Annotated in this window: 18 protein-coding genes; 9 read left to right on the plus strand and 9 right to left on the minus strand. The window is 73.1% G+C overall.

Annotated elements, in window-relative coordinates; all coding sequences use genetic code 11:
• Positions 1 to 370 precede the first annotated feature (370 nt).
• Both LG395_RS18440 and LG395_RS18445 read left to right on the plus strand, forming a co-directional pair.
• Positions 371 to 2,437, plus strand: coding sequence for a SpoIIE family protein phosphatase (locus LG395_RS18440; RefSeq protein ID WP_225810498.1), 2,067 nt, complete (start codon positions 371 to 373; stop codon positions 2,435 to 2,437).
• Positions 2,438 to 2,564: 127 nt separating this feature from the next.
• Positions 2,565 to 3,428 carry an Fpg/Nei family DNA glycosylase gene (locus tag LG395_RS18445; RefSeq protein ID WP_171150628.1) on the plus strand — a complete coding sequence of 288 codons (864 nt, stop codon included), beginning with the start codon at positions 2,565 to 2,567 and terminating at the stop codon, positions 3,426 to 3,428.
• A gap of 76 nt (positions 3,429 to 3,504) precedes the next feature.
• On the opposite strand, the gene LG395_RS18450 is transcribed toward LG395_RS18445, so the two are convergent.
• The 3 genes from LG395_RS18450 to LG395_RS18460 all read right to left on the minus strand — a co-directional run bounded on the left by LG395_RS18450 (position 3,505) and on the right by LG395_RS18460 (position 5,523).
• Positions 3,505 to 4,158: a zf-HC2 domain-containing protein gene (locus LG395_RS18450; protein WP_225810499.1), complete on the minus strand. Its 654-nt coding sequence runs from the start codon at positions 4,156 to 4,158 to the stop codon at positions 3,505 to 3,507.
• A 150-nt stretch (positions 4,159 to 4,308) separates the two neighbouring features.
• A complete protein-coding gene (locus LG395_RS18455; RefSeq protein WP_171150626.1) occupies positions 4,309 to 4,824 on the minus strand; it encodes a hypothetical protein in 516 nt (171 codons plus the stop codon).
• A 150-nt stretch (positions 4,825 to 4,974) separates the two neighbouring features.
• Entirely contained in the window at positions 4,975 to 5,523 is a 549-nt protein-coding gene (locus LG395_RS18460) for a sigma-70 family RNA polymerase sigma factor (protein WP_225810500.1), read from the minus strand.
• Positions 5,524 to 5,762: 239 nt separating this feature from the next.
• Here LG395_RS18460 and LG395_RS18465 point away from each other — a divergent pair, with 239 nt between their 5' ends.
• Positions 5,763 to 6,908, plus strand: coding sequence for a CapA family protein (locus LG395_RS18465; RefSeq protein WP_225810501.1), 1,146 nt, complete (start codon positions 5,763 to 5,765; stop codon positions 6,906 to 6,908).
• On the opposite strand, the gene LG395_RS18470 is transcribed toward LG395_RS18465, so the two are convergent.
• Positions 6,909 to 8,330: an amino acid permease gene (locus LG395_RS18470; protein WP_225810502.1), complete on the minus strand. Its 1,422-nt coding sequence runs from the start codon at positions 8,328 to 8,330 to the stop codon at positions 6,909 to 6,911.
• Positions 8,331 to 8,533: 203 nt separating this feature from the next.
• Positions 8,534 to 9,013 (minus strand): universal stress protein, encoded by a 480-nt coding sequence (locus LG395_RS18475; RefSeq protein WP_171150622.1) that lies wholly within the window; start codon positions 9,011 to 9,013, stop codon positions 8,534 to 8,536.
• Positions 9,014 to 9,923: 910 nt separating this feature from the next.
• On the opposite strand from LG395_RS18475, the gene LG395_RS18480 reads away from it, so the two are divergent.
• Positions 9,924 to 10,760, plus strand: a complete 837-nt coding sequence (locus LG395_RS18480; protein ID WP_171150621.1) for a polysaccharide deacetylase family protein — start codon at positions 9,924 to 9,926, stop codon at positions 10,758 to 10,760.
• Positions 10,761 to 10,809: 49 nt separating this feature from the next.
• Here the strand turns inward: LG395_RS18480 and LG395_RS18485 are convergent, their stop codons facing one another.
• Positions 10,810 to 11,481 (minus strand): class F sortase, encoded by a 672-nt coding sequence (locus LG395_RS18485; protein WP_171150620.1) that lies wholly within the window; start codon positions 11,479 to 11,481, stop codon positions 10,810 to 10,812.
• A 332-nt stretch (positions 11,482 to 11,813) separates the two neighbouring features.
• Here LG395_RS18485 and LG395_RS18490 point away from each other — a divergent pair, with 332 nt between their 5' ends.
• On the plus strand, positions 11,814 to 12,773 hold the full coding sequence (locus LG395_RS18490) for a hypothetical protein (protein WP_171150619.1): 960 nt from the start codon (positions 11,814 to 11,816) through the stop codon (positions 12,771 to 12,773).
• A 161-nt stretch (positions 12,774 to 12,934) separates the two neighbouring features.
• Here LG395_RS18490 and LG395_RS18495 read toward each other — a convergent pair whose 3' ends face one another.
• Positions 12,935 to 13,699 carry a bestrophin-like domain gene (locus LG395_RS18495; protein ID WP_171150618.1) on the minus strand — a complete coding sequence of 255 codons (765 nt, stop codon included), beginning with the start codon at positions 13,697 to 13,699 and terminating at the stop codon, positions 12,935 to 12,937.
• A gap of 34 nt (positions 13,700 to 13,733) precedes the next feature.
• Positions 13,734 to 13,862 carry a hypothetical protein gene (locus LG395_RS41200; RefSeq protein WP_263982716.1) on the minus strand — a complete coding sequence of 43 codons (129 nt, stop codon included), beginning with the start codon at positions 13,860 to 13,862 and terminating at the stop codon, positions 13,734 to 13,736.
• A gap of 797 nt (positions 13,863 to 14,659) precedes the next feature.
• Between LG395_RS41200 and LG395_RS18500 the strand changes: the two genes are divergently transcribed.
• The 3 genes from LG395_RS18500 to LG395_RS18510 all read left to right on the plus strand — a co-directional run bounded on the left by LG395_RS18500 (position 14,660) and on the right by LG395_RS18510 (position 18,851).
• On the plus strand, positions 14,660 to 15,625 hold the full coding sequence (locus LG395_RS18500) for an SCO0930 family lipoprotein (protein ID WP_171159520.1): 966 nt from the start codon (positions 14,660 to 14,662) through the stop codon (positions 15,623 to 15,625).
• Positions 15,626 to 15,897: 272 nt separating this feature from the next.
• Positions 15,898 to 16,710: an SAM-dependent methyltransferase gene (locus tag LG395_RS18505; RefSeq protein ID WP_225810503.1), complete on the plus strand. Its 813-nt coding sequence runs from the start codon at positions 15,898 to 15,900 to the stop codon at positions 16,708 to 16,710.
• Positions 16,707 to 18,851, plus strand: a complete 2,145-nt coding sequence (locus LG395_RS18510; protein ID WP_171150615.1) for a putative bifunctional diguanylate cyclase/phosphodiesterase — start codon at positions 16,707 to 16,709, stop codon at positions 18,849 to 18,851. The genes LG395_RS18505 and LG395_RS18510 overlap by 4 nt, the downstream gene beginning before the upstream one ends.
• Here LG395_RS18510 and LG395_RS18515 read toward each other — a convergent pair.
• Entirely contained in the window at positions 18,788 to 19,708 is a 921-nt protein-coding gene (locus LG395_RS18515) for a LysR family transcriptional regulator (protein WP_225810504.1), read from the minus strand. The two genes, LG395_RS18510 and LG395_RS18515, sit on opposite strands and share 64 nt — an antisense overlap.
• Positions 19,709 to 19,861: 153 nt before the next feature.
• On the opposite strand from LG395_RS18515, the gene LG395_RS18520 reads away from it, so the two are divergent.
• Positions 19,862 to 20,752 (plus strand): NAD(P)H-binding protein, encoded by an 891-nt coding sequence (locus tag LG395_RS18520; RefSeq protein WP_171150613.1) that lies wholly within the window; start codon positions 19,862 to 19,864, stop codon positions 20,750 to 20,752.
• Positions 20,753 to 20,840 lie beyond the last annotated feature (88 nt).

Here is a 20,840-nt window from a genome sequence, read left to right on the forward strand (position 1 = left end):
CGAGCGCACGCCCCCGGCCGGGATCCGGGCGCCGCCGACCCGGGCTCCTCCCGTGCGGACGGCTCTGCTCCGAAGGACTCGGAGCCCGGTACCTCCGATCCGGGCGCCTCCGGCCTGGGCCTCACCGCTCCGGACGCCTCCGCCGGTACCGGCCCGTCCCATGTGCCCGGGATCCCCGGCCTCCCCGACATCGGCGGCCCGGTCCCGCACGCCCCGCCCGCCGCCGTCCCCGTCCGCCCCACGGCCGGGCCCGGCGGGTGAGCGCGGCCCGGTGCCCACCGAAGCCCACCCCCACCGGGCCCTCGCCGAGCGCACGCGTCCGGTCGCCGATCAGGTCGAAGAATCGGCCGGTTCCTGGCAAGGTGGCCCCATGGCCGATCGGGGAGCGAGCGCCCTGTCACTCCCGGAGGACTGGCCCGCACACCCGGACCCGATCCTCGCGCTCAACCGCATGGGCAGCTTCGACTGGGACCTGGACGTCGGTCTGTTCCACATGGACGCCCAGGCCTTCGAGGTGTTCGACCTGCTGCCCGAGGAGTACGACGGGCGCCCGGAGAGCCTGGCCGTAAGGGTGCCGCCGCCGGAGGCCGCCCGGCTCGACGCGGCGGTCGCCCGGGCGATCAAGGACGGCAGCGAGAACTACGGCGCCTACTTCCGCATCCGCTGCCGTGACGGCACCATGCGCTGGACGCACACCCAGGGCTACATCCGGCGCGACGACACCGGCCGCCCGCGCCGGGTCGTCGGCATCGTGCGCGACGCCACCGAGGAACTCGCCGACAGCGCCGCCCGCAGCCTGCGGGCCGCCCAGGACGAGGCCTTCCGGCAGCAGACCGGCGTCGTCCAGGTCATCTCCGCCGCGCTCGCCCACGCCCGCAGCGTCCAGGACGTCATCGACGTCCTCAAGGACACCCACGGCATCCGTCACCTGGGCGCGGCCAGCCTGGTGATGGGCCTGGTCGAGGCGGGCCGCATCCGGCTGGTGGCCGAGGGGCCCGCGGGCGCCTCCGTCCCCGGCACCCGGATCACCCGGATCGACGAGCCGTACCCGATGAGCGAGGTCGTCCGCACGCTCAGCCCCCGGTTCATCGAATCGCCCGAGGAGTTCGCCGGGGGCTACCCGATCCTCTGGCCGCACCTCACCGGCCTGCGCATCACCTCGGCCGCCTATCTGCCCCTGATCGCCCAGGCCCGCCCGATCGGCGCGATGGGCCTGCTCTACGACGACCGGCGCGGCTTCTCCGCAGAGGAGCGCGCCGTCCTCGTCGCACTGGGCAGCAGCATCGCCCAGAGCCTCATGCGGGCCATGCTCTACGAACAGGACAAGGACCTCGCGCAGGGCCTCCAGCAGGCCATGCTGCCCCGCACCATCCCCAGCGTCCCCGGCGCCGACGTCGCGGTCCGCTACCGCTCCGCGGCACTGGGCCGGGACATCGGCGGCGACTGGTACGACCTCATCCCGCTGCCCGGAGGCCGGGTGGGCGCGGTCATCGGCGACGTCCAGGGCCACGACACGCACGCGGCGGCCGTCATGGGCCAGCTGCGCATCGTGCTGCGCGCCTACGCCGCCGAGGGCCACCCCCCGGCCACCGTGATGGCCCGCGCCTCCGTCTTCCTGCACGAACTCGACACCGACCGCTTCGCCACCTGCCTGTACGCGGAGGCCGACCTGTCCACCGGAGTCGTCCAGGTGGTCCGCGCCGGCCACATCGACCCGCTGGTGCGGCACGACGACGGCAGCTGCGCCCGGGTCGGCGTCGAGGGCGGCCTGCCGCTCGGCCTGTCCGCCGAGTTCGGCCGGCTGGAGTATCCCGTCGCCACCCTCGAACTCGATCCCGGCCACACCCTGCTGCTGTGCACCGACGGGCTGGTCGAACAGCCCGGCGCCGACCTGGACGACGGCATGCGCGGCCTGGTCGCCCTCGTCTGCGACGGCCCCCGCGAGGTGCGCGACCTCGCGGACCGGCTGATCCAGCTGGCCGAGGAGCGGGGCGGCGACGACGACGTGGCGCTGCTCCTGCTGCACCGCCGCGGCCGGGAGGCCACGCGGGCTGGCGGCCGGCTCCGGCAGCACGTGGCGCCCGGCGACCCGGAGGCCCTCACCCAGGCCCGGCACATGATCCAGGCCGCGGTCCGCGCCTGGGGCGCCCATGAGCTCGCCGACGAGATCGAGCTGGTCGCCGGCGAGCTGATCACCAACGCGCTGATGCACACCGAGGGCTCGGCGATCGTCACCCTGCGGGCCCTGGACGGCGGCGACCGCAGGCTGCGCATCGAGGTCGAGGACGGCTCCAGCGCCCTGCCGCGGCGCCGCGACGCCGGCGAGACCGGGGTCTCCGGGCGCGGCCTGGTCCTCGTGGAGCGGCTCTCCGACAGCTGGGGCGTGGAGGCACGGGGCGGCGGCAAGGCGGTGTGGTGCGAGTTCCGGCTGCCCTAGGGTCTTCCGTCCGGATCACGCCGGGCTCGCGGGGCCCCGCTCCGGCCCGGTCCGGACGTAGGACCCCGGCCACCGGTCCGGGCGTGACGGCGGGGGCGTTGTCGGTGCCGGATGGCACTCTGGACGTATGCCCGAACTGCCCGAGGTAGCAGCGCTGACGGACTTCCTCACCGAGCACCTGGTCGGACGGCGGGTGGTGCGGGTGCTGCCCGTGGCCATCAGCGTCCTGAAGACCTACGACCCCCCGGTCACCGCCCTCGAGGGGGCCGGGGTGACGGCCGTGCGCCGGCACGGCAAGTTCCTGGACGTCGAGACGGACGGCGGCCTGCACCTGGTGGCCCATCTGGCCCGCGCGGGCTGGTTGCAGTGGAAGGACCGGCTGCCGGACGGCCCGCCGAAGCCCGGCAAGGGTCCGCTGGCGCTGCGCGTGGCGCTGGAGACCGGCGAGGGCTTCGACCTGACCGAGGCGGGCACCCAGAAGCGCCTCGCCGTGTACGTCGTCCGCGACCCGGAAGAGGTGCCCGGTGTCGCCCGCCTGGGCCCGGATCCGCTCGCCGGCGACTTCGACGAGGACCGCTTCGCCGCCCTGCTCCAGGGCGAACGGCGGCAGCTGAAGGGCGCCCTGCGCGACCAGTCGCTGATCGCGGGCGTCGGCAACGCCTACAGCGACGAGATCCTGCACGCGGCGAAGATGTCGCCGTTCAAGCTGGCCGCCTCCCTCACGCCGGAGGAGACCCACCGGCTGTACGAGGCGCTGCGCGACACGCTCACCGAGGCGGTCGAGCGGTCCCGGGGTGTGGCCGCCGGGCGGCTGAAGGCGGAGAAGAAGAGCGGCCTGCGCGTCCACGGCCGCACCGGCGAGCCCTGCCCGGTGTGCGGCGACACCATCCGCGAGGTCTCCTTCAGCGACTCCTCGCTCCAGTACTGCCCCACCTGCCAGACGGGCGGCAAGCCCCTGGCCGACCGCCGGCTGTCCCGCCTGCTGAAATGAGCCCGGGGCCCGGCGCCGGCCGATGTGCCGGCGGGGTGAGGGCGGCGCCGGGGAGTACGGTCACGTCGCGGTGCGGTCACCGCGCCCGTACCGTGACCAGCCGTTTGCCGTCCGTCGTGCGGACCTCGAACCGGGCGATCTGGTCCGGGCGCATCGCGGTGGCGCCCATCGCGGTGGTGGGCCGGGTGCCGTCGCCCGCGTTGGTCCAGCCGGCGACGACCTGTTCCGAGCCGTCGCGGCCGACCGCGACCAGCCGGCAGGCGTGTGCCCCGGAACCGTCCTTGACCTCCAGCCGCAGATCGCTGCCGAAGTCCTCCTCCGCCGAGGTGACCCGTGCCCACACCCCGGTGCCGGGATCGGTCGCCGCGACGACCCGCGCGGCCGCGTCCGGGTGCCCGGCGAACGCCACGATCCCGGGACCGGCCACGGCCAGCACCACGGAGGCGGCCAGGCCGTACAGCATCCGGCGGCGCCGCGTCCGCCGCAGGCGGACCAGCTCGCCGAGCAGCCGGTCCAGCAGCCGGGAACCGGGCTGTGCCATGGGGTGCACGAAGCGCGGCGTGGCCCGGCGGTACAGCATCAACTGCCGGGTCGTGGCTCCGAACTCGGTCACGTGCGCCGCGCACTGAGGGCACTCCATGAGGTGGTCCTCGAAGCGGAAGGCCTCCGCCTCGTCCAGCACGCCGAGCGCGTACGCGCCGGCGTCGCGATGCCTTTCCAGGGACCTCATGCCGAATCCTCGTGCCGAAGGGTGGGGGAAGGGTTACTCCTTGCTCCCACCCGTACGCAGCCGGCCGCCGAATCACTCAAGCCACGCCCAGAATCACGGCAAGAGATTCGGAGCGGTGCGGCCCGCGGATTGGTGTGAATTCCGGAAGGTTCAGAAGAGGTGGATCGCGAGGTGCCCGAGGGGCAGTCCGAGCCGCCAGGCCGGGGTCCACACCTTCGGTCCGTCGTCCTCCCCGGACACCGCCGCGCCGCCGGGCACCGCGTCCAGGTCCGGCGCGAGCAGCTCGGTCTCCTCCAGCCAGCGCCAGGCCTCCGCCGCCAGCGCCAGGTCCGGGCCGGGCGTGCCGGAGCCGGCCGCCCGCTCGGTCAGTTCGGCCAGCCGCCCGCGCACCCAGTCCTGCCACGGCTGGTCGTAGGCGGTCAGCGACAGCCAGTTCTCCAGCTGGGAGATCACCCGGATGCCGGACAGCTCCCCGTCGGTGTCGGACAGGAAGACGGTCAGCGCCAGCGCGTCCCGGCCGGCCCGGAACTCGAACGACGTCGGCGGCATCAGATCGCCGGTGCGCAGCAGCTCGTCGGCGATGTACTCGGCGTACAACCAGGCCATCGGAACGGCCAGTTCACCGCCGTCGGCGCCGTCCGTGCTCTCGTGCCCTCTGTGCAGCATCCCTTCCTGCCTTCCTCCGGTGCGTGCGCGTCGCCCGGGCCGCGTCGGGACCGCGGCCCCGGTGCCCGCAGGAACGCGGATGAGGACAGCCCATGCCCGAACGGGGGCCGCAGCAAGGCGCTTTACCGAGGTTTGACCCGGCTTCCGGTTTCACCGCAGGTCGGTCGCATAACCCGGAAGGACCCGGCGCAGGGCGCGCAACGCGTAATACGCGCGGGATTTCACGGTACCGGGTGGAATACCCAGGGTCTGCGCCGCTTCCGCCACACTGGCCCCGCGGAAATACACGAGTACCAGTACGTCACGGTGTTCGGGCGTGAGTGTCTTCACAGCCTCCCGGACGTCGAGCATCGCGGCGGCCCGTTCGGCGTGGTCGGCGGTGACCCGTGCGTTCTCCGGGACCTCGTCGCCGCTCTCGGGCGGTCGCGCCCGCCGGGCCCGCCGGGCGTCGATCGCCAGCCGCCGGGCCACGGTGAGCAGCCAGGGCCGAACGGAGTCGTAGCCGTCGGCGTGCAGTGCCTCCGGGTGCTGCCAGGCGCGTACCAGCGTCTCCTGGACGAGGTCCTCGGCGCGTTGCCGGTCTCCGTCGCAGAGCCGGTAGAGCAGGGCGAACAGGGGTCCGCCGTGCTCGCGCTGGAGCGCGGCCAGCTCGTGCTCGGCGGTCGTCGTCCCGTGGGTGAGTGAGGTTCCGGCCGTCATGGCCGTATGGCAGCGCAGGGCGCGGCCGGCGGACAGGGGGCGGGCCCGGTCGTGCGACGGACGGTCGAACGCGTCGGCGAACGGTCGGACGAGCGGTACGGCAGGCCCCCGGGCGGGCGGTGCGTCCGGACCCCGGACGGGCTAAGGCGGACTGTCGGGCTGTTTATCCGACTCGTCAGATTCATACGATATGCCCCTGACGGCTTCGTCTGTATATACGACAAATCTGGGGTGAGTTGATGATCGGACGCAGACAGCAGGTGGCCCTGGCCCTGACCGCCGTCCTCGCGGCCGGCGCCGCCTGCCAGAACCAGAACCGGGAGTCCGGCGCGCAGGGACACTCCGCGCCCGCCGCCGACGGCTTCACCCTCGTCGCCTCCGGAGACGTGCTGCCGCACACCTCCGTCATCGAGCGCGCCTCCTTCGACGCCGGCGGCAACGGCCACGACTTCCGCCCGATGCTCGCCGGCGTCGAACCGGTCGTCTCCCGCGCCGATCTGGCGCTGTGTCACATGGAGACCGTCTACGGCACCGACGGCGACTACACCGGCTACCCCGACTTCAAGTCCCCTCCACAGATCGCCCAGGCCCTCGCCGCCACCGGCTACGACGGCTGCTCCACCGCCTCCAACCACGCCCTGGACGACGGCGCCGCCGGCATCCGGCGCACCCTCGACGCCATGGACCGGGCCGGCCTGCGGCACGCCGGGACCGCCCGCAACGAGGCCGAGGCCCGCTCGGTCACGCTCCTGCGGGCGGGCTCGGCCAAGGTCGCCCACCTGTCGTACACCTTCGGCACCAACGGCAACGCGCTGCCGCCCGGACAGCCCTGGGCCGTCGACCTGATCGACACCGACCGGATGATCGCCGACGCACGCGCGGCCCGCCGGGCCGGCGCCGACGTGGTCGTGCTCTCCGTGCACTGGGGCACCGAATGGCAGGACGAGCCCGACCGGCAGCAGCTCACCCTCGCCCAGCGGCTCACCTCCTCGGCCACGGCCGGCCGCCCGGACATCGACCTGATCCTCGGCACCCACGCCCACGTCCCGCAGGCGTACGAGAAGGTCAACGGGACCTGGGTGATCTACGGGATGGGCGACCAGATCGCCGGGGAGATGTACAACGGCGAGGGCGCCCAGGACCCGCGCGGCAACGAGTCCACCCTCGGCCGCTTCACCTTCGCCCCGCCCGCCCGGCCGGGAGAGGCCTGGCGGGTCACCAAGGCCGAGTTCGTCCCGCAGCTGTACGACCTCGACGCCGGCCGGGTCGTCGACCTCAACAAGGCCATCGCCGAGGGCGCCGAACTGGAGGGGGTGCGCGACCGGATCAGGGACGTCGTACTCAGCCGGGGTGCCGGGCAGGACGGCCTGGTCATGGCCGAGTGACTACGGGGCCTGCCGCTGCGCCAGCACCGAGCGGCGGTAGGAGTAGCCGAAGTAGACACCGCAGCCGATCACGAACCACACCGCGAACCGCACCCAGGTCTGCCACTGCAGGAACGTGATCAGCCAGATCGAGAAGACGACCCCCAGCGCCGGCACGACGGGCATCCCCGGCGTCCGGAAGGTGCGCGGCAGCTCCGGCTGCCGGTAGCGCAGCACGATCACCGCCGTGCACACCACCACGAACGCCAGCAGGATGCCGATGTTGGTCAGCTCGGCCGCCTCGCCGATCGGTACGAACCCGGCGATGGCGGCCGAGGCCAGCCCCACGATCCAGGTCACCCGGGTCGGCACGTGCCGCGTCGGGTGCGTTTTGGCGAACCACCGGGGCAGCAGTCCGTCCCGGGACATCGAGAACCACACCCGGGTCACCCCCAGCATGAACGTGAACATGACCGTGAGGATGCCGATGATCGCCCCGACGGCGATCACGTCGGCCAGCGCGTCCAGACCCACCGACTTGAACGCCGTGGAGAAGCCGCTCTCCTTGTCGATGTCCTTGTAGTTCTGCATGCCGGTCAGCACCAGACAGGCCGCCACGTACAGCACCATGGAGATCACCAGCGAGTAGATGATCGCCTTCGGCATGTGCCGCTGCGCGTCCTTCGACTCCTCCGCCGCCGTCGACATCGCGTCGTACCCGAACACGGCGAAGAACACCGTCGCGGCCCCGGTGAACGCCCCGCTGACGCCGAACGGGAAGAACGGGTGGTAGTTGCGCGCGTCGATGTGGAAGGAACCCACCCCGATCACCAGCAGCACCACCAGCACCTTCAGCGCGACCACCAACGTCTCGAAGCGGGCCGCGCTGCGGATGCCCTGGTTCAGCAGCCAGGCGATCAGCAGGCAGAGCAGGGCCGCGAACAGGTCGACCCGGTGCCCGGCCCCGGTGCCGGGCGCGCCCAGCATCCACCGGGGCAGGCCGGCGCCCATCTGCTCGACCAGGAAGCTGAAGTAGCCGGAGATGCCGATGGCCACCACGGCCACGATCGCGGTGTACTCCAGCAGCAGGTCCCAGCCGATGAACCAGCCGGCGAACTCGCCGAGCACCGCGTACCCGTAGGTGTAGGCCGACCCCGCCTTCGGGATCAGCCCCGCGAACTCGGCGTACGACAGCGCCGCGCACGCGCTCGCGACACCCGCGATCAGGAAGGACACCAGCACCGCCGGCCCGGCCGTGCCGTTCGCCACCGTCCCGGCCAGCGTGAAGATGCCCGCGCCGATGATGCCGCCCACACCGATCGCGGTCAGCTGCCAGAGCCCCAGCGACTTGTCCAGCCGGGTGCCCTCGCCGACCTCCGTCTCCTCGATGTGCTCGATGGGTTTGCGGCGCAGAATCCCCTCACCCGCACGGAGCCTGTCCATGGGCCTCACCTCTTCGCCGACGGCAAACGGCTGACGGCCGATCATGATGGCTCAGCGAAGAGTGCCAGGGAAGACGCCACGCACGGCCCCGGCGGCGCCCGGAACCGGGTCCGCGCACCGGGAGAGGGCGGCGAGCCGCCGGGCGGCGACGGCACGGGTGCCACCCGGTCGCCGGGGCCGGCCCGCACCTCCGCCGCGCCGTCCTACGGCACGACGGTGACCGGCCAGCGGCCCGTCTTCACCAGGCGGACCGCCACCGAGCCGATGATCCGGTGGCCGGCCTGTTCCGAGGCGCCCACCACCACCGCGTCCGCCTTCAGCTCGTCCGCCGCCTTCACCAGCCCGTTGTAGGGGTCGCCGCGGAAGGTGTGGAACTCCCAGCGCACCTCGAACGTCCCCTTGAGCCGCTCGGCCGCGTCCCGGATCTGCGCGACCAGGTCCTCGGCGATCTCGTCGGTGGTCTCCGCCACCGGCACCCCGAGCGCCGCCCCGGCCGCGAGCACCGGCTGCACGTACACCACCGCCAGCAGCGCGCGCTGGCGCCGGGCCAGACCCGCCGCGTACGCGGCGGCACGCATCGAGGAGTCGGAGCCGTCCACACCGACCAGGATGACCTTCGGTCCGTCCGTGCCCCGCTCGAACCGGTGCGCGTGCGAGTGCTGCTCGTGATGCTGTTCCGTCACGCCACGAGGCTATCGGAACCGACCGTTCCTGGTGAACGCCGGTTCACGAGGACCTGCGCGACCCTCGTCGCCGCTCCCGGCCCGCTGTGCGCCCCGCGCGCGGTCGCCGGCCCGCCGGCCGCCGCTGCGCCCGGTCGCCGGCCGCTGCGCCCGGCCGCAAGGAGATCCCCCGGTGGCCGGCCGCCGTCCGTCTCGGCCCGCTCGTGCCCGCCGGCGCGCTCGGCACCGCCGCCGGCCCGTGCGCCGGGTCGCTGCCGTCCCTCGTGCTGTGCGCGCTGCTCCTGCTCCTGCCCGTCCTCTCTCCTTCGCCCCCTGGGGCCGCGACGGCGTCTGTCGGACCTGATGCGCCGTGACCTCGCCGCCGCCGGCGGGGTCGTGGAGTTCCACGGTCGCCGAACCGTGCGCGGCTGCGGCGCCGGGCTGCCGCTGTTCCCGTCCCGCCGGTGGCAGTCGGAGGACCGTCGCCGAAGACTTCGGCTCCGGCCCCTTCGCCGTGCGGACTCCGCGGAAAAGGGCACCCGGAGAGCGGACGGCGGCCCGCCACCCCCGGCGGGCCCGCCGTCCCTGCCGGTGTCCGGCCCCGCCGGAGGGGACGGGGCCGGGCCCGCCGACCCCGTACACGGGCCCGTCCGGCCAGGTCCGGGCGTGCTGCCGCACCCTCGGCCGGCCGGCCGCACGCCACCGGCTCCTCCTCCCGCGGGCGCGCCCCCGGCCAACGCCCTCGCCGCCGTCACCCCCGGCGCGGACGGCACCCTGGCCGGACGCGTCCCGCGCCTCCGCGACCTCGGCGGCACCGTCCTCGCCGTGCCGGGCGGCGGGTCCGGCGCCCACTGCGCCGTCCGGGTGTATTACCGCCGCCGCACCGGTGCCGTTGTGGTGCGGCGGACTCCGGCGGGGCGACTGATGGGTCATGCAGAAGGATCAGTTGTTCACCCGGCGCCGGATGCTCCTCGCAGGCGTCGCCGCCCTGGGAGCCGCGGGCACCGCCGGAGCCGTCCTGGCGCAGAGCGGCGAGGAGACCGCCCGCAGCGCCGCGGCCCCCGTCGCCGGCCCGCAGGCCCGCCAGGCGCTCAAGCCCTCGGCCTTCCGGCTCCAGCCGCTCACCGGAGACGGGCCGCCACGCGCAGCGCCCCGCAAGCTGAAGGTGCGCAAGGAACCCATCATGCGGGTCTCCACGAGCGGCAGGCACATGGTGCTGACCTTCGACGACGGCCCCAACCCGGCGTACACCCCGCACATCCTGGACACCCTCGCCAAGCACGACGTCCGGGCGATGTTCTTCGTCTGCGGCGAGTGCGTCGTGCAGAACAGGGAACTGCTGGCCCGGATGGCCGACGAGGGCCACGTCGTCGGCAACCACACCTGGACGCACCCGCTGCTGACCGAGCTGGACCGCCGTGAGATCCGCTCCGAGATGGAGAGCACCAGCGACGCCATCGAGGACGCCTACGGAGAGCGCCCGCAGTGGTTCCGCGCGCCCTACGGCGCCTGGAACCGCGCCGCGTTCCAGCTGGGCGCCCAGATGGGCATGGAGCCGATGGCCTGGACCGTGGACACCACCGACTGGATGGTGCCCGGTACCCGCACCATCATCGACCGTGTGGAGAACGGGGCCGCCCCCGGCGTCGTGGTGCTCTCCCACGACGCCGGGGGCGACCGCTCGCAGACCGTCCGCGCGATCCGTGAGTGGCTGCCCTATCTGATCGACTCCGGGTACCGCCTCACCGTGCCGCGCCGCCGCGTGTGACGCCTTCCGGGAGGACCCGCTCCTCCTTCGCCCGCCTGGCCGCGGTGGTTCAGACGACCGCGGCCAGGCGGGCGAAGACCACGACGTTCCCGTCGTAGCCGTTCTGCTTCGAGAAGCCGCCGCCGCAGGTGATGACCCGGAGCTCCGGCGCCCCCTTCGAGCCGTACACCCGGTCGCCCGGGAAGTTCTTCTTCTCGAACACCTCGACCCCGTAGATCTCGAACACGGCGGTCCTCCCGTCCTGGCGCAGGACCTCGACCTGGTTCCCCTTCTTCAGCGCCCCGAGGCCGTAGAACACGGCGGGGCCCTGCTTGTTGTCGACGTGTCCGACGATGACCGCGGTGCCCTTCTCCCCCGGGGACACGGCTCCGGTGAACCAGCCGGCCAGGCCCGGGTTCTCCGGCGGCGGCGCGGCGACCCAGCCGTCCGCGTCCAGCCCGACCTGCACCACGGGCGCGTCGACCCGGATCGCCGGGATCCGCACCCGCTGCACGGGGGAGAACGGCAGGGAGGCGGGCGCCGGTGCGAGGGTGTCCAAGACGGCGCGGTTGTCCGGGGCCGCGGCGGTGGCCGGCTGCGGCGGCCCGACGTCGAACTCGCCCGAGCCGTTGCGAATGAGCGCCAGGCCGGTCAGCAGAACCAGCGCTATCACGCCCCAGGGGGCGCGCCTCCTCCGCCGCTCCTCCTCTTCGGCAAGCTGGGCCAGCTTGGACGCAGTCATTCGTCACCCCTCTCGACGCGGGCCTCGCCACGTCCCTCGCGCATGGGAAAACGCTAAGTCCCGCGCGTGCGGCGGGCGACGGGTCGAACGGCGAACGGGTGGCCTCGCAGCCGGTCGGTGCGCCATCCGAGTTGCCGTTTCCAGGAAATTTCTGACGGTCTGTGACCTGCGGCAATATCCGATTGTGTGGTTGTCCGTCGGCGTGTCGGATCACCAGGACGGACCATTCTCGACATGCGGGCGTGTTCTGCGCGTCTGAGGGTCTACCCGGGAGGTGTTTTCTCGCCGATCCACCGGGGACGGGACCCGGGGCGCCTCCCGCGGAGGATCACATGCGCAACCAACGCGCCCTGGCGGCGGCGTGCACCGCGGTCGCCGTGCTCGGGCTCGCCGCCCCTGACGCCGTCGCGGACGGCATGGGCAACGGCGGCGGGCCGAGCAGCACCGACAACAACGCCCCGGTCATCGTGCCCGGCACCGGCAACATCGGCACCTTCAGCGGGAACGGCGTCATCCCCGGGACCGGCGTCATCCCCGGGACCGGTGTCTTTCCCGGAAACGGCGTCTTCCCCGGGAACGGCAACTTCAACGGCAACGGGAACTTCAACGGCCACGGCAATTTCAACGGCAACAACAACGGCCACGGCAACGGGAACTTCAACGGCCACGGCAACTTCAACGGCAACGACAACGGCCACGGCAACGGGAACTTCAACGGCAACAACAACGGCCACGGGAACTTCAACGGCAACAACAACGGCCACGGCAACTTCAACGGCAACGGCCGTGGGCATGAAGGCAACGGCCGTGGGGGCGAGGGCAACGGCCGCGGCAACGGACACGGGGACGAGTTCGGGGACCGGGGCGAGGAGTTCGGAGGCCGGGGCGACGAGTTCGCCAACTCGCAGGACATCTTCGTCACGCCCGACATCGTCTCGGCCGGGGGCCGCCTCACCGTCATCGTGAACGGCTGCCGGCGCGGTACGGCCAGTTCCGACGCCTTCGGCACCATCGACCTGGAAGAGGTCCGCGACGACACCGCGCGGGGTGTCGCCATCGTGGACCGCGACGCGGGCCGTGGCCGGTACGACGTCACCGTCCGCTGCGACGGACGCACCCTGACCCGGCGCGGGGCCTTCAGCGTCATCGGCGGCGTCAACGGCGGCCTCGGCGGAAGCAGGACCAGTGGCGCGACGCCCACCGACATGGCCATCGGCGGCGGCCTCGTGGGCGCGGCCGTGCTCGGCAGTGGTGCCTTCTGGATGCGCCGCCGCCACGAGAAGCGCGCCTGAGTCCCCGGTGCGCCGCCGAGGCCACCGGATCCCTCCGTCCCCGAGCCCGCACGTCGGCAGGCCTTCGCCCCGGTTCCGCACGGAAAGCGGGGGCGGAGGCCTGCCATGGTTGCCGCCTCCGCTTTCCGTGGCGGACACCGCCGGTGCGGGGCGGCCGGGGGCTACCCGGTGAGGCCCGGGAACAGGCTCTGGAACGGCTCCGCCGTCACCGCGATGCCCCGGCTGTAGGGCGCGTCGAAGTCCCAGATGAGGAACAGCATGAAGGCGATGGTCGCGGAGAACAGCCCGGCCAGGACCAGTTCGCGCCCGGTGCGCCGGATCTGGAGCGCGAACACCATGCCGATGGTGATCAGCGCACCGGTCAGCAGTCCCCACCACACGACCGGCGGCATGGTGGCCCCGGTGGAGTCGGCGCGCGCGTTGCGGGCCTGGTCGGCGGTGGCCATCTGGTCGAGCAGGGGCTGGTAGGCCTGCGCCTCGAAGTCGTTCTTCGGCTGGTAGTCGGTGACGGCCTCCCGCACCTTGTGCAGCAGTTCGGTGCCGCGGTCGGTGACCCGCTCGTCGTCCGCCATCGTCCGCCACTCGGTGTGGACGACGTAACCGACGTAGGCGTCGATGTCCGCGCGGATCCCGTCCCGAACGTCCGGCGGGTAGACCCGGACCCGCTCGGAGATCTCGTGCAGTGCCTGGGCCTCGGTCTGCACGTGGTCCTGGGCGCTGTTGCGCGCCTCCCACACGCCCGCGATGGCCAGACCCAGGACGATGGCGTAGATGACACCGATCCACATCGTCATGTACTCGATGACGTCCGGGGTCTCGTTGGGATCCTCGTCCTCGGCGGCCGCCCGGTGCCGTAGCAGCGTGATGACGACCACCACGGCACAGGCCCCCAGCATCGCGAGGACGAGAACAAGCCAATCCGACAACTGATGCCTCCAGGGAGTGAGGGGTGCCGGCGCGTCAGCGCGGGCGCAGCGCCGCGACGGCGACGATCGCGGGGACGGTGATGAGCAGGACGTAGGTGACGGGCGAGGTGTGGCCGCGCGTGGGGCGGCTGACGGTGTGCGGGTGGTACTCCGGGTAGCTCACCGGGGCCGCGGAAGGCCGTGGGGCGGGCTTGGGCGTCGGCTTCGGCGTGGGTCTCGGCGGCGGCGTGGGGGTGGGGGTCGGCCGGGGTGCCGGGGCGGCCGGGGGCGCCGGGGCGGGCCGGGCGGGCGGTCGCGGCGGTGGCTTCGGCACCGGCCGGGGTGACGGTTTCGGCGTCGGCGTCGGCTCGGGCGGAGGCGTCGGCTTAGGCGGCGGGGTCGGCGGGGGAGTGGGGGTGGGCGTCGGTGTGGGAGTGGGAGTGGGAGTGGGAGTGGGCGTCGGCGGACACGGTGGCGGGGGCGGCTTCGGACAGGGCGGGTCGGGCCAGTGGTGGCCGCCGGCACGGGCCACCGCCACCGTGCCGTCCGGGCCCGTGGAGGCGTACGCGCAGGCGTCGGCCGACGCGCTGCCGGCCGGCCAGCCCACCAGGGCCCAGGTCAGCGTCAACAGGGCCAGCACCCGTGTGGTGGGCGCGCGTCGGGTCACTTCGGGTCCAGGCACGACCGAGATCATGAGGCGCGGGAGGCCGCCGTACCCCGCAGTGGGCCGAGATTGCTCCGAAAGAGGGAGATGGGGTGATCAGAGGTTTGACGAGCGGAAGTGCCCGCTATCGCCCCGTCTGTCCATCTGCTGCCTCCGCTCCGGCGCCGCGGTCGCACACGATCCGGGCCGCAGCCGCACAGGATCCGGAAAGAAATTCCGGCGGCCGTTGAACGCAGGGCCCCCCGCGGTGCGTACCCATGGCCGTGCGGCGGCACATCAGGGCGCTGCAACATCCAGGCGATAATGGGGAGTTGACGATGAAGACCTCCTGGCGGACCGCCTCACTGGTGGCGACAGCCGCTTCCGTGCTGGCGCTGACGACGGCGTGCGGTCAGGACAATGCCACCACTCCCGCTTCGGCGGCCCAGAACGTCGGGGCCACGGCGGCGGCCGGCGACTACGGCAACCCGGGCAGCGGCACGGCGCCGGGCGCCGGCAACGGCTACGGCGCCGACGGCAGCCAGAGTTCCGCCTCCCCGGCCCCGGTCACCCCCGCGGGCAAGCTCGCCGTGGCCAGCAATCCCCAGCTGGGCAGCGTGCTGACCGACGCGGCGGGCCTCACCCTCTACCGGTTCGACAAGGACACCGCCAACCCGCCCAAGTCCAACTGCGCCGGCGACTGCGCCACCACCTGGCCGCCGGTCCCCGCCGACGACGCCACCGCCGGTGCCGGCATCGACAAGGCGCTGCTCGGCGAGGTCACCCGTGCCGACGGCTCCAAGCAGCTGACCATCGGCGGCTGGCCCGCCTACCGCTACGCCAAGGACGTCAACGCCGGTGACGTCAACGGCCAGGGCGTGGGCGGCAAGTGGTTCGCGCTCGCCCCCACCGGCAAGAAGGCCAAGCTGTCCGACCTGCCCGGCCTGTCCGTCCGCAAGGACGCCGAACTGGGTGACATCGTCGTCGACAAGAACGGCATGACCGTCTACCGGTTCATGAAGGACCAGGCCTGGCCGAAGTCCGTCTCCAACTGCACCGGCGCCTGCCTGGAGAAGTGGCCGGCGGTCGGCCCGGTCAACGCCGACGACACCGACGGCGTCAAGAAGAAGGGCCTGATGCCCTTCACCCGCCCCGACGGGGTGAAGCAGATGACCGTCAACTGCTGGCCGATCTACACCTTCTCCGGGGACAAGGCCCCGGGCGACACCAACGGTCAGGGCGTGGGCGGCACGTGGTACGCCGTCTCGCCCGACGGAAAGCCGGTCGGCGCGCCGGGCAACTGATCACCTCCCCAGGTCGATCGCCCCGCCCGCCCCGGCGCGCGGCCGAAGATCCGCCCCCTCCGCACCGCACGGAGGGGGCGGATCGTTGTGTGCGGTGAACGCGCGCGCTGCCCGTACAGCCGTCACACAGCGGGGCCATACGGGCACTTGCCGCAGGCAGTGACCGGGAACGGACGGTCAATTTCCGGTTCAGGTCGCTCCATTGGCGGGCGATCAGTAGCCTCGGCTCGAACACCGGATCGCCTGCACCCGTCCACGCCTTGGAGAGATACATGGAGCGACCCGCCTGGGCCCCACGGAGCATCGACATCTCGGTGCCCAGCGTCTCGCGGATCTACGACTACTACCTGGGCGGTTCGCACAACTTCGAGGTCGACCGGGAAGCGGCCCGCAAGGCCATGGAGTTCATGCCGGGCCTGCCGAAGATCATGCAGGCCAACCGGGCGTTCATGCGCCGGGCCGTGCGGTTCGCGGCCGGGGAGGGCATCACCCAGTTCCTCGACGTCGGGTCCGGCATCCCCACCTTCGGCAACGTCCACGAGGTGGCGCAGGCGGCCGTACCGGGCGCGCGGGTGGTCTACGTGGACAACGACCCGGTGGCCGTCGCGCACAGCCAGGCGGTCCTGGCGGGCAACGACGACGCCGACGTGGTCGCGGCGGACCTGCGCAAGCCCCGGGACATCCTCTCCAGCCCCCGACTGGACCGGCTGATCGACCTGAATCGGCCAGTGGCCCTCCTCCTCGTTGCCATACTGCACTTCGTGGAAGACGCGGACGACCCGTACGGTGCGGTGGCCGAGCTGCGCGAGGCGCTCGCGCCCGGCAGCCTGCTGGTCCTCACCCATGCCTCGTACGAGGGAATCCCGCTGCCCGCCGAGCGGGCCGGGGGCGCGGTGGACGTGTACAAGGACATTCGCAACCCGCTGATCATGCGCTCGCGCGAGGAGATCGCGCGGTTCTTCGAGGGGTACGACATGGTGGAACCCGGACTGGTGCCGATGCCGCGCTGGCGCCCGGACTCGGCGCCGGAGGACGAGGACCCGTATGCCTTCTCCGGATTCGCCGGCGTGGGGCGTACGGCGTGAGCGCGGAACCGGACCAGCCGGAGGGCAGACTGCGCCGGCTGACGACGATCTGGAGCCGGGCGCTGTTCCCGGTGACCTCCACGTCGCTGACCCGCACCGAGTTCGAGGAACGGCTCCTCCCGCTCGCACGCCGGCTGAGTGAACTGCTGCGGGCCCGCGCCTTCGACGCGGACGCGGCGAAGGCCGTCGGCGCCGCCCTGGTCGGGGCGCACTGCACCGACCCCGAGGCGCTGGCCCGCACCCTCGACTGCGTCGACGCCTACCTGGTGCTGTACTGCGGCGAGGACGGCCCCCAGGACGAACTGCGCATCCGCTCCTCCCGGTTGCAGCACGCCATGGCCGCCGGCTACGCCCAGGCCCTGCGCGAGCGCACCCTCGCCGAGCAGGAGGCCATCGCCCAGGCCGCGTTGCGCGCCCAGGGCGTGGTGGCCCAGGCGCTGCACGCGAGCGAGGCCCGCTTCCGCGCGGTCTTCGAGGGCGCCGCGATAGGAATCGGCATCGCCGACCTCGAAGGCAACGTCCTCCAGGTCAACGAGGCGCTGCTGCGCATGTTCGGCCTCTCCGAGCAGACCCTGCGCGGCCGGCGCGTCCAGGACTGGGCGCACCCCGACGACGCCCCGCAGACCTGGCGGCTCTACGACGAACTCGTGCGCGGCGAGCGCGAGCACTACCACGTCGAGAAGGCCTTCAACCGCCCCGACGGGACGGTCCTGTGGACCAACCTGACCGTGTCCCTGCTGCGTGACGCCGACGGTGACCCGCAGTACCAGCTCGCCCTCATGGAGGACACCACCGAGCGCCGGCTGCTCAACCTCCGGCTGCGCTACGAGGCCACGCACGACGCCCTCACCGGCCTGCCCAACCGCTCTCTGTTCTTCGAGCGGCTGGAGAAGGCCCTCAGCGCGGGCGAGGGCCAGCGCTTCGGCCTGTGCTACCTGGACCTGGACGGCTTCAAGACCGTCAACGACAGCCTCGGCCACGCGGCCGGCGACCGGCTGCTGGTGGAGGTCGCCGACCGGCTCCAGTCCTGCGCGACCGCGCCCGGCGAGATGGTCGCCCGGCTCGGCGGCGACGAGTTCGTGGCCCTGACCACCGGCCCCGGCACCGAACGGAAGGTGGACGAACTCGCCGAGCGCATCATGAACGCGCTGGTCACCCCGATCAGCATCGACGGCCGCGACCTCATGGTGCGCGGCAGCCTCGGCATCGTGGAGGGCCCGGCCGGGGAGCGCACCGCCGCCGAGGTGCTGCGCAGCGCCGACATCACCATGTACCGGGCCAAGTCGGCGGGCGGCAACCGCTTCGAACTCGCCGACCCCGAGGCCGACGCCCGCGCCATCACCCGGCACGGCCTGACCACGGCCCTGCCGACCGCGCTGGAGCGCGGCGAGTTCTTCATCGAGTACCAGCCCCTGGTCCACCTCGGCGACGGCAGCGTGCGCGGCGCCGAGGCCCTGGTGCGCTGGCTGCACCCGCAGCACGGCGTCCTCGGCCCCGACCGTTTCATCCCGCTCGCCGAGCACACCGGCCTCATCGTCCCGCTCGGCCGCTGGGTCCTGGAGGAGTCGATCCGGCAGGCCCGCGCCTGGCGGGAACTCCACGGCGAGCAGCAGGCGGCCGGCCCGCTGCGGATCAACGTCAACCTCTCCCCGTGCCAGCTCAGCCACCCCGGCCTGGTACAGGACACGGTGGACATCCTCGAACGGTCGGGCGTCACCCCGGACGCCCTGTGCCTGGAGGTCACCGAGTCCGCGCTCATCGGCGCCGACGACGACCTGCTCAAGCCCCTGCGCCGGCTCGCGGAGATGGGCGTCGACATCGCACTGGACGACTTCGGCACCGGCTACTCCAACCTCGCCAACCTGCGCCGCCTGCCGGTGAGCATCCTCAAGCTGGACCGCTCCTTCACCCAGGGCATGCAGCAGTTCCCCGCCGACCCCGTCGACCTGAAGATCGTGGAGGGCATCGTCTCGCTCGCCCACAGTCTCGACCTGGCGGTCACGGTCGAGGGCGTGGAGACCGGCGCGCAGGCCGAGCAGCTGCGGGTCCTGGGCTGCGACACGGCCCAGGGCTGGTACTACGCGCGTCCGGGCCCGCCCGAGAGGCTCCACGACCTCGCCCTGGTGGACGCGACGGGCTGATCCGCCGGAGCCGCTCCGCCGTCCTCCTCCCGGGCGGCCGCGGCGACGGCGGCCGCCGCCCGGACGAGGGCCGCGGTCGCCATGGAACGGGACTGCTGCGGCCAGGCGACCGCCAGGAGCGAGGGCGGCGCGTCCGGGACGGGCCGGTAGACGGCACCCGGGCGCGGATAGCGGTCGGCGACGGACGCCGGCAGCAGCGCGACCAGCTCGCCGAGGGCGACACGGGTGAGCAACTGGGCGAGGTCACGGCCCTCGTTGCGCATGTCCTCCAGGAACCGGTGCACATCCCCGGGGCGCAGCCCCAGGTCGGCGAGGAGGACGTGGTCGCGTGCGGCGAGCGGGTGGGCGGCACCGAGCACCGCCACACGCGGCTCGGCGATCAGGGTCTCGCTGTCCAGGCCGGTGCGGTCGAAGGGCTCGTGGACCAGTGCGGCATCGGCCTCGCCGCGCCGCAGCAGCCGTGGCTGCTCCAGCCAGCCGCACAGCCGTACCGTCACCGGGACGGCGGCGGGGTCGGCGGCATAGCGCTCCAGGAGCGGCTCCAGCAGTCCCGCGTCGCCGTCGGCCTTGACCGCCAGGACGAGCTTGCGTTCCGGGTCCGCTGCGCGCCGGGCCCGCCGACCGGCGGCCTCCAGGGCGTCCAGCGCGAACCGCGCCTGGGTGAGGAGTACTTCGCCCGCGCGGGTCAGGACCACGCTGTGGGTGGTCCTCTCGAAGAGGGTGACCCCGAGCTCGGCCTCCAGCGCCCGGATCGCCCGGGACAGCGGCGGGGCGGAGATGCCCAGCCGCTCGGCCGCGCGGGCGAAGTTCAGCTCCTCGGCGACGGCGACGAAGTAGCGCAGCGGGCGGGACTCCATGGCTCCACCCTCCCTCCGGCGGTGCCTCCGACTCGGTCCCGCGCTCGGCATTACCCTCAGGGTAACAACCCGGAGCGAAGTGGTCCTTCAGTCGACGGGCGCCGGACGGCAGGCTCGATCACGTCCATCCCCCCGTTCTTCCAGGAGCGTTCCGTGATCCTCGTCACCACCCCGACCGGCCAGATCGGCAGCCGGGTCCTCGACTCCCTCCTCGACGCCGGGGACGCGGCGGGGGAGATCCGCGTCATCGTGCGCGATCCCGGGCGCCTGTCCGCGCGCGTGCGCGCCCGCGTCGAGGCCGTCACCGGCTCGCACGCCGACCCCGACGTCACCGCCAAGGCGTGCGCGGGCGCCGACCGGGTGTTCTGGCTGGTGCCGCCGGCGCCCACCGCCGACAGCGTCGACGGCCACTTCCGCGCTTTCACCCGGCCCCTGGTCGACGCGATCCGCACCGGGGGCGTCGAGCGGGTCGTCGCCGTCTCCACCCTGGGCCGTGGCGTCGCCCGCGACGCCGGGCAGATCTCGGCCTCGCTGGCCATGGACGACGAGATCCGGGCCAGCGGGGTCCACCACCGGGCGCTGTGCCCGCCGTACCTCATGGAGAACCTGCTCCACCAGGCCGGGGTGATCCGCGACGACGGTGTGATCGCCATGGCGGCCCCCGGCGACCGGGTGCTGCGCACCTGCACCACCCGTGACATCGGCGCCACGGCGGCACGGCTGCTGCTCGACGGCTCCTGGACCGGCCAGGAGGACGTCCCGATGGTCGGTCCCGACGCGCTGACGCCGGAGGACATGGCACGCGTCGTCTCCGAGGTGCTGGACCGGCCGGTCCGCTTCCAGCGGATCAGCGCGGCGGAGTACCGGACGTCGGTACTGCGGTACGGCGCGAGCGAGAACTGGGCCCAGGCCCTGACCGACCTCGCGACCGCGACCGCCGAGCAGGGCTTCTACGGCAGCGCGGCGCCCAGCACGCCCGAGACGGCACCCACGTCCTTCCGCCGGTGGTGCGAGGAGGTCCTCAGGCCGGCCGTCCTGGCCTGACGGCCGCCGTCCGCGGTTCCGCGGTTCCGCGGGCACGGGCTGGGTGCGGGGCGACCGGCGCGGTCCCCGGTCGCGCCGCCACCGCGGG

Source organism: Streptomyces spinosus (assembly GCF_020400655.1).
Classification (GTDB): Bacteria; Actinomycetota; Actinomycetes; order Streptomycetales; family Streptomycetaceae; genus Streptomyces; species Streptomyces argyrophylli.

What these genes read in the sequence shown, in the direction of transcription:
- LG395_RS18480 (WP_171150621.1), top strand. Translation starts at nt 9,924, where the DNA reads ATGCAGAAGGATCAGTTGTTCACCCGGCGCCGGATGCTCCTCGCAGGC.
- LG395_RS18440 (WP_225810498.1), top strand. Translation starts at nt 371, where the DNA reads ATGGCCGATCGGGGAGCGAGCGCCCTGTCACTCCCGGAGGACTGGCCC.
- LG395_RS18470 (WP_225810502.1), bottom strand. Translation starts at nt 8,330, where the DNA reads ATGGACAGGCTCCGTGCGGGTGAGGGGATTCTGCGCCGCAAACCCATC.
- LG395_RS18445 (WP_171150628.1), top strand. Translation starts at nt 2,565, where the DNA reads ATGCCCGAACTGCCCGAGGTAGCAGCGCTGACGGACTTCCTCACCGAG.
- LG395_RS18465 (WP_225810501.1), top strand. Translation starts at nt 5,763, where the DNA reads ATGATCGGACGCAGACAGCAGGTGGCCCTGGCCCTGACCGCCGTCCTC.
- LG395_RS18515 (WP_225810504.1), bottom strand. Translation starts at nt 19,708, where the DNA reads ATGGAGTCCCGCCCGCTGCGCTACTTCGTCGCCGTCGCCGAGGAGCTG.
- LG395_RS18505 (WP_225810503.1), top strand. Translation starts at nt 15,898, where the DNA reads ATGGAGCGACCCGCCTGGGCCCCACGGAGCATCGACATCTCGGTGCCC.
- LG395_RS18455 (WP_171150626.1), bottom strand. Translation starts at nt 4,824, where the DNA reads ATGCTGCACAGAGGGCACGAGAGCACGGACGGCGCCGACGGCGGTGAA.
- LG395_RS18490 (WP_171150619.1), top strand. Translation starts at nt 11,814, where the DNA reads ATGCGCAACCAACGCGCCCTGGCGGCGGCGTGCACCGCGGTCGCCGTG.
- LG395_RS18485 (WP_171150620.1), bottom strand. Translation starts at nt 11,481, where the DNA reads ATGACTGCGTCCAAGCTGGCCCAGCTTGCCGAAGAGGAGGAGCGGCGG.
- LG395_RS18460 (WP_225810500.1), bottom strand. Translation starts at nt 5,523, where the DNA reads ATGACGGCCGGAACCTCACTCACCCACGGGACGACGACCGCCGAGCAC.
- LG395_RS18450 (WP_225810499.1), bottom strand. Translation starts at nt 4,158, where the DNA reads ATGAGGTCCCTGGAAAGGCATCGCGACGCCGGCGCGTACGCGCTCGGC.
- LG395_RS18500 (WP_171159520.1), top strand. Translation starts at nt 14,660, where the DNA reads ATGAAGACCTCCTGGCGGACCGCCTCACTGGTGGCGACAGCCGCTTCC.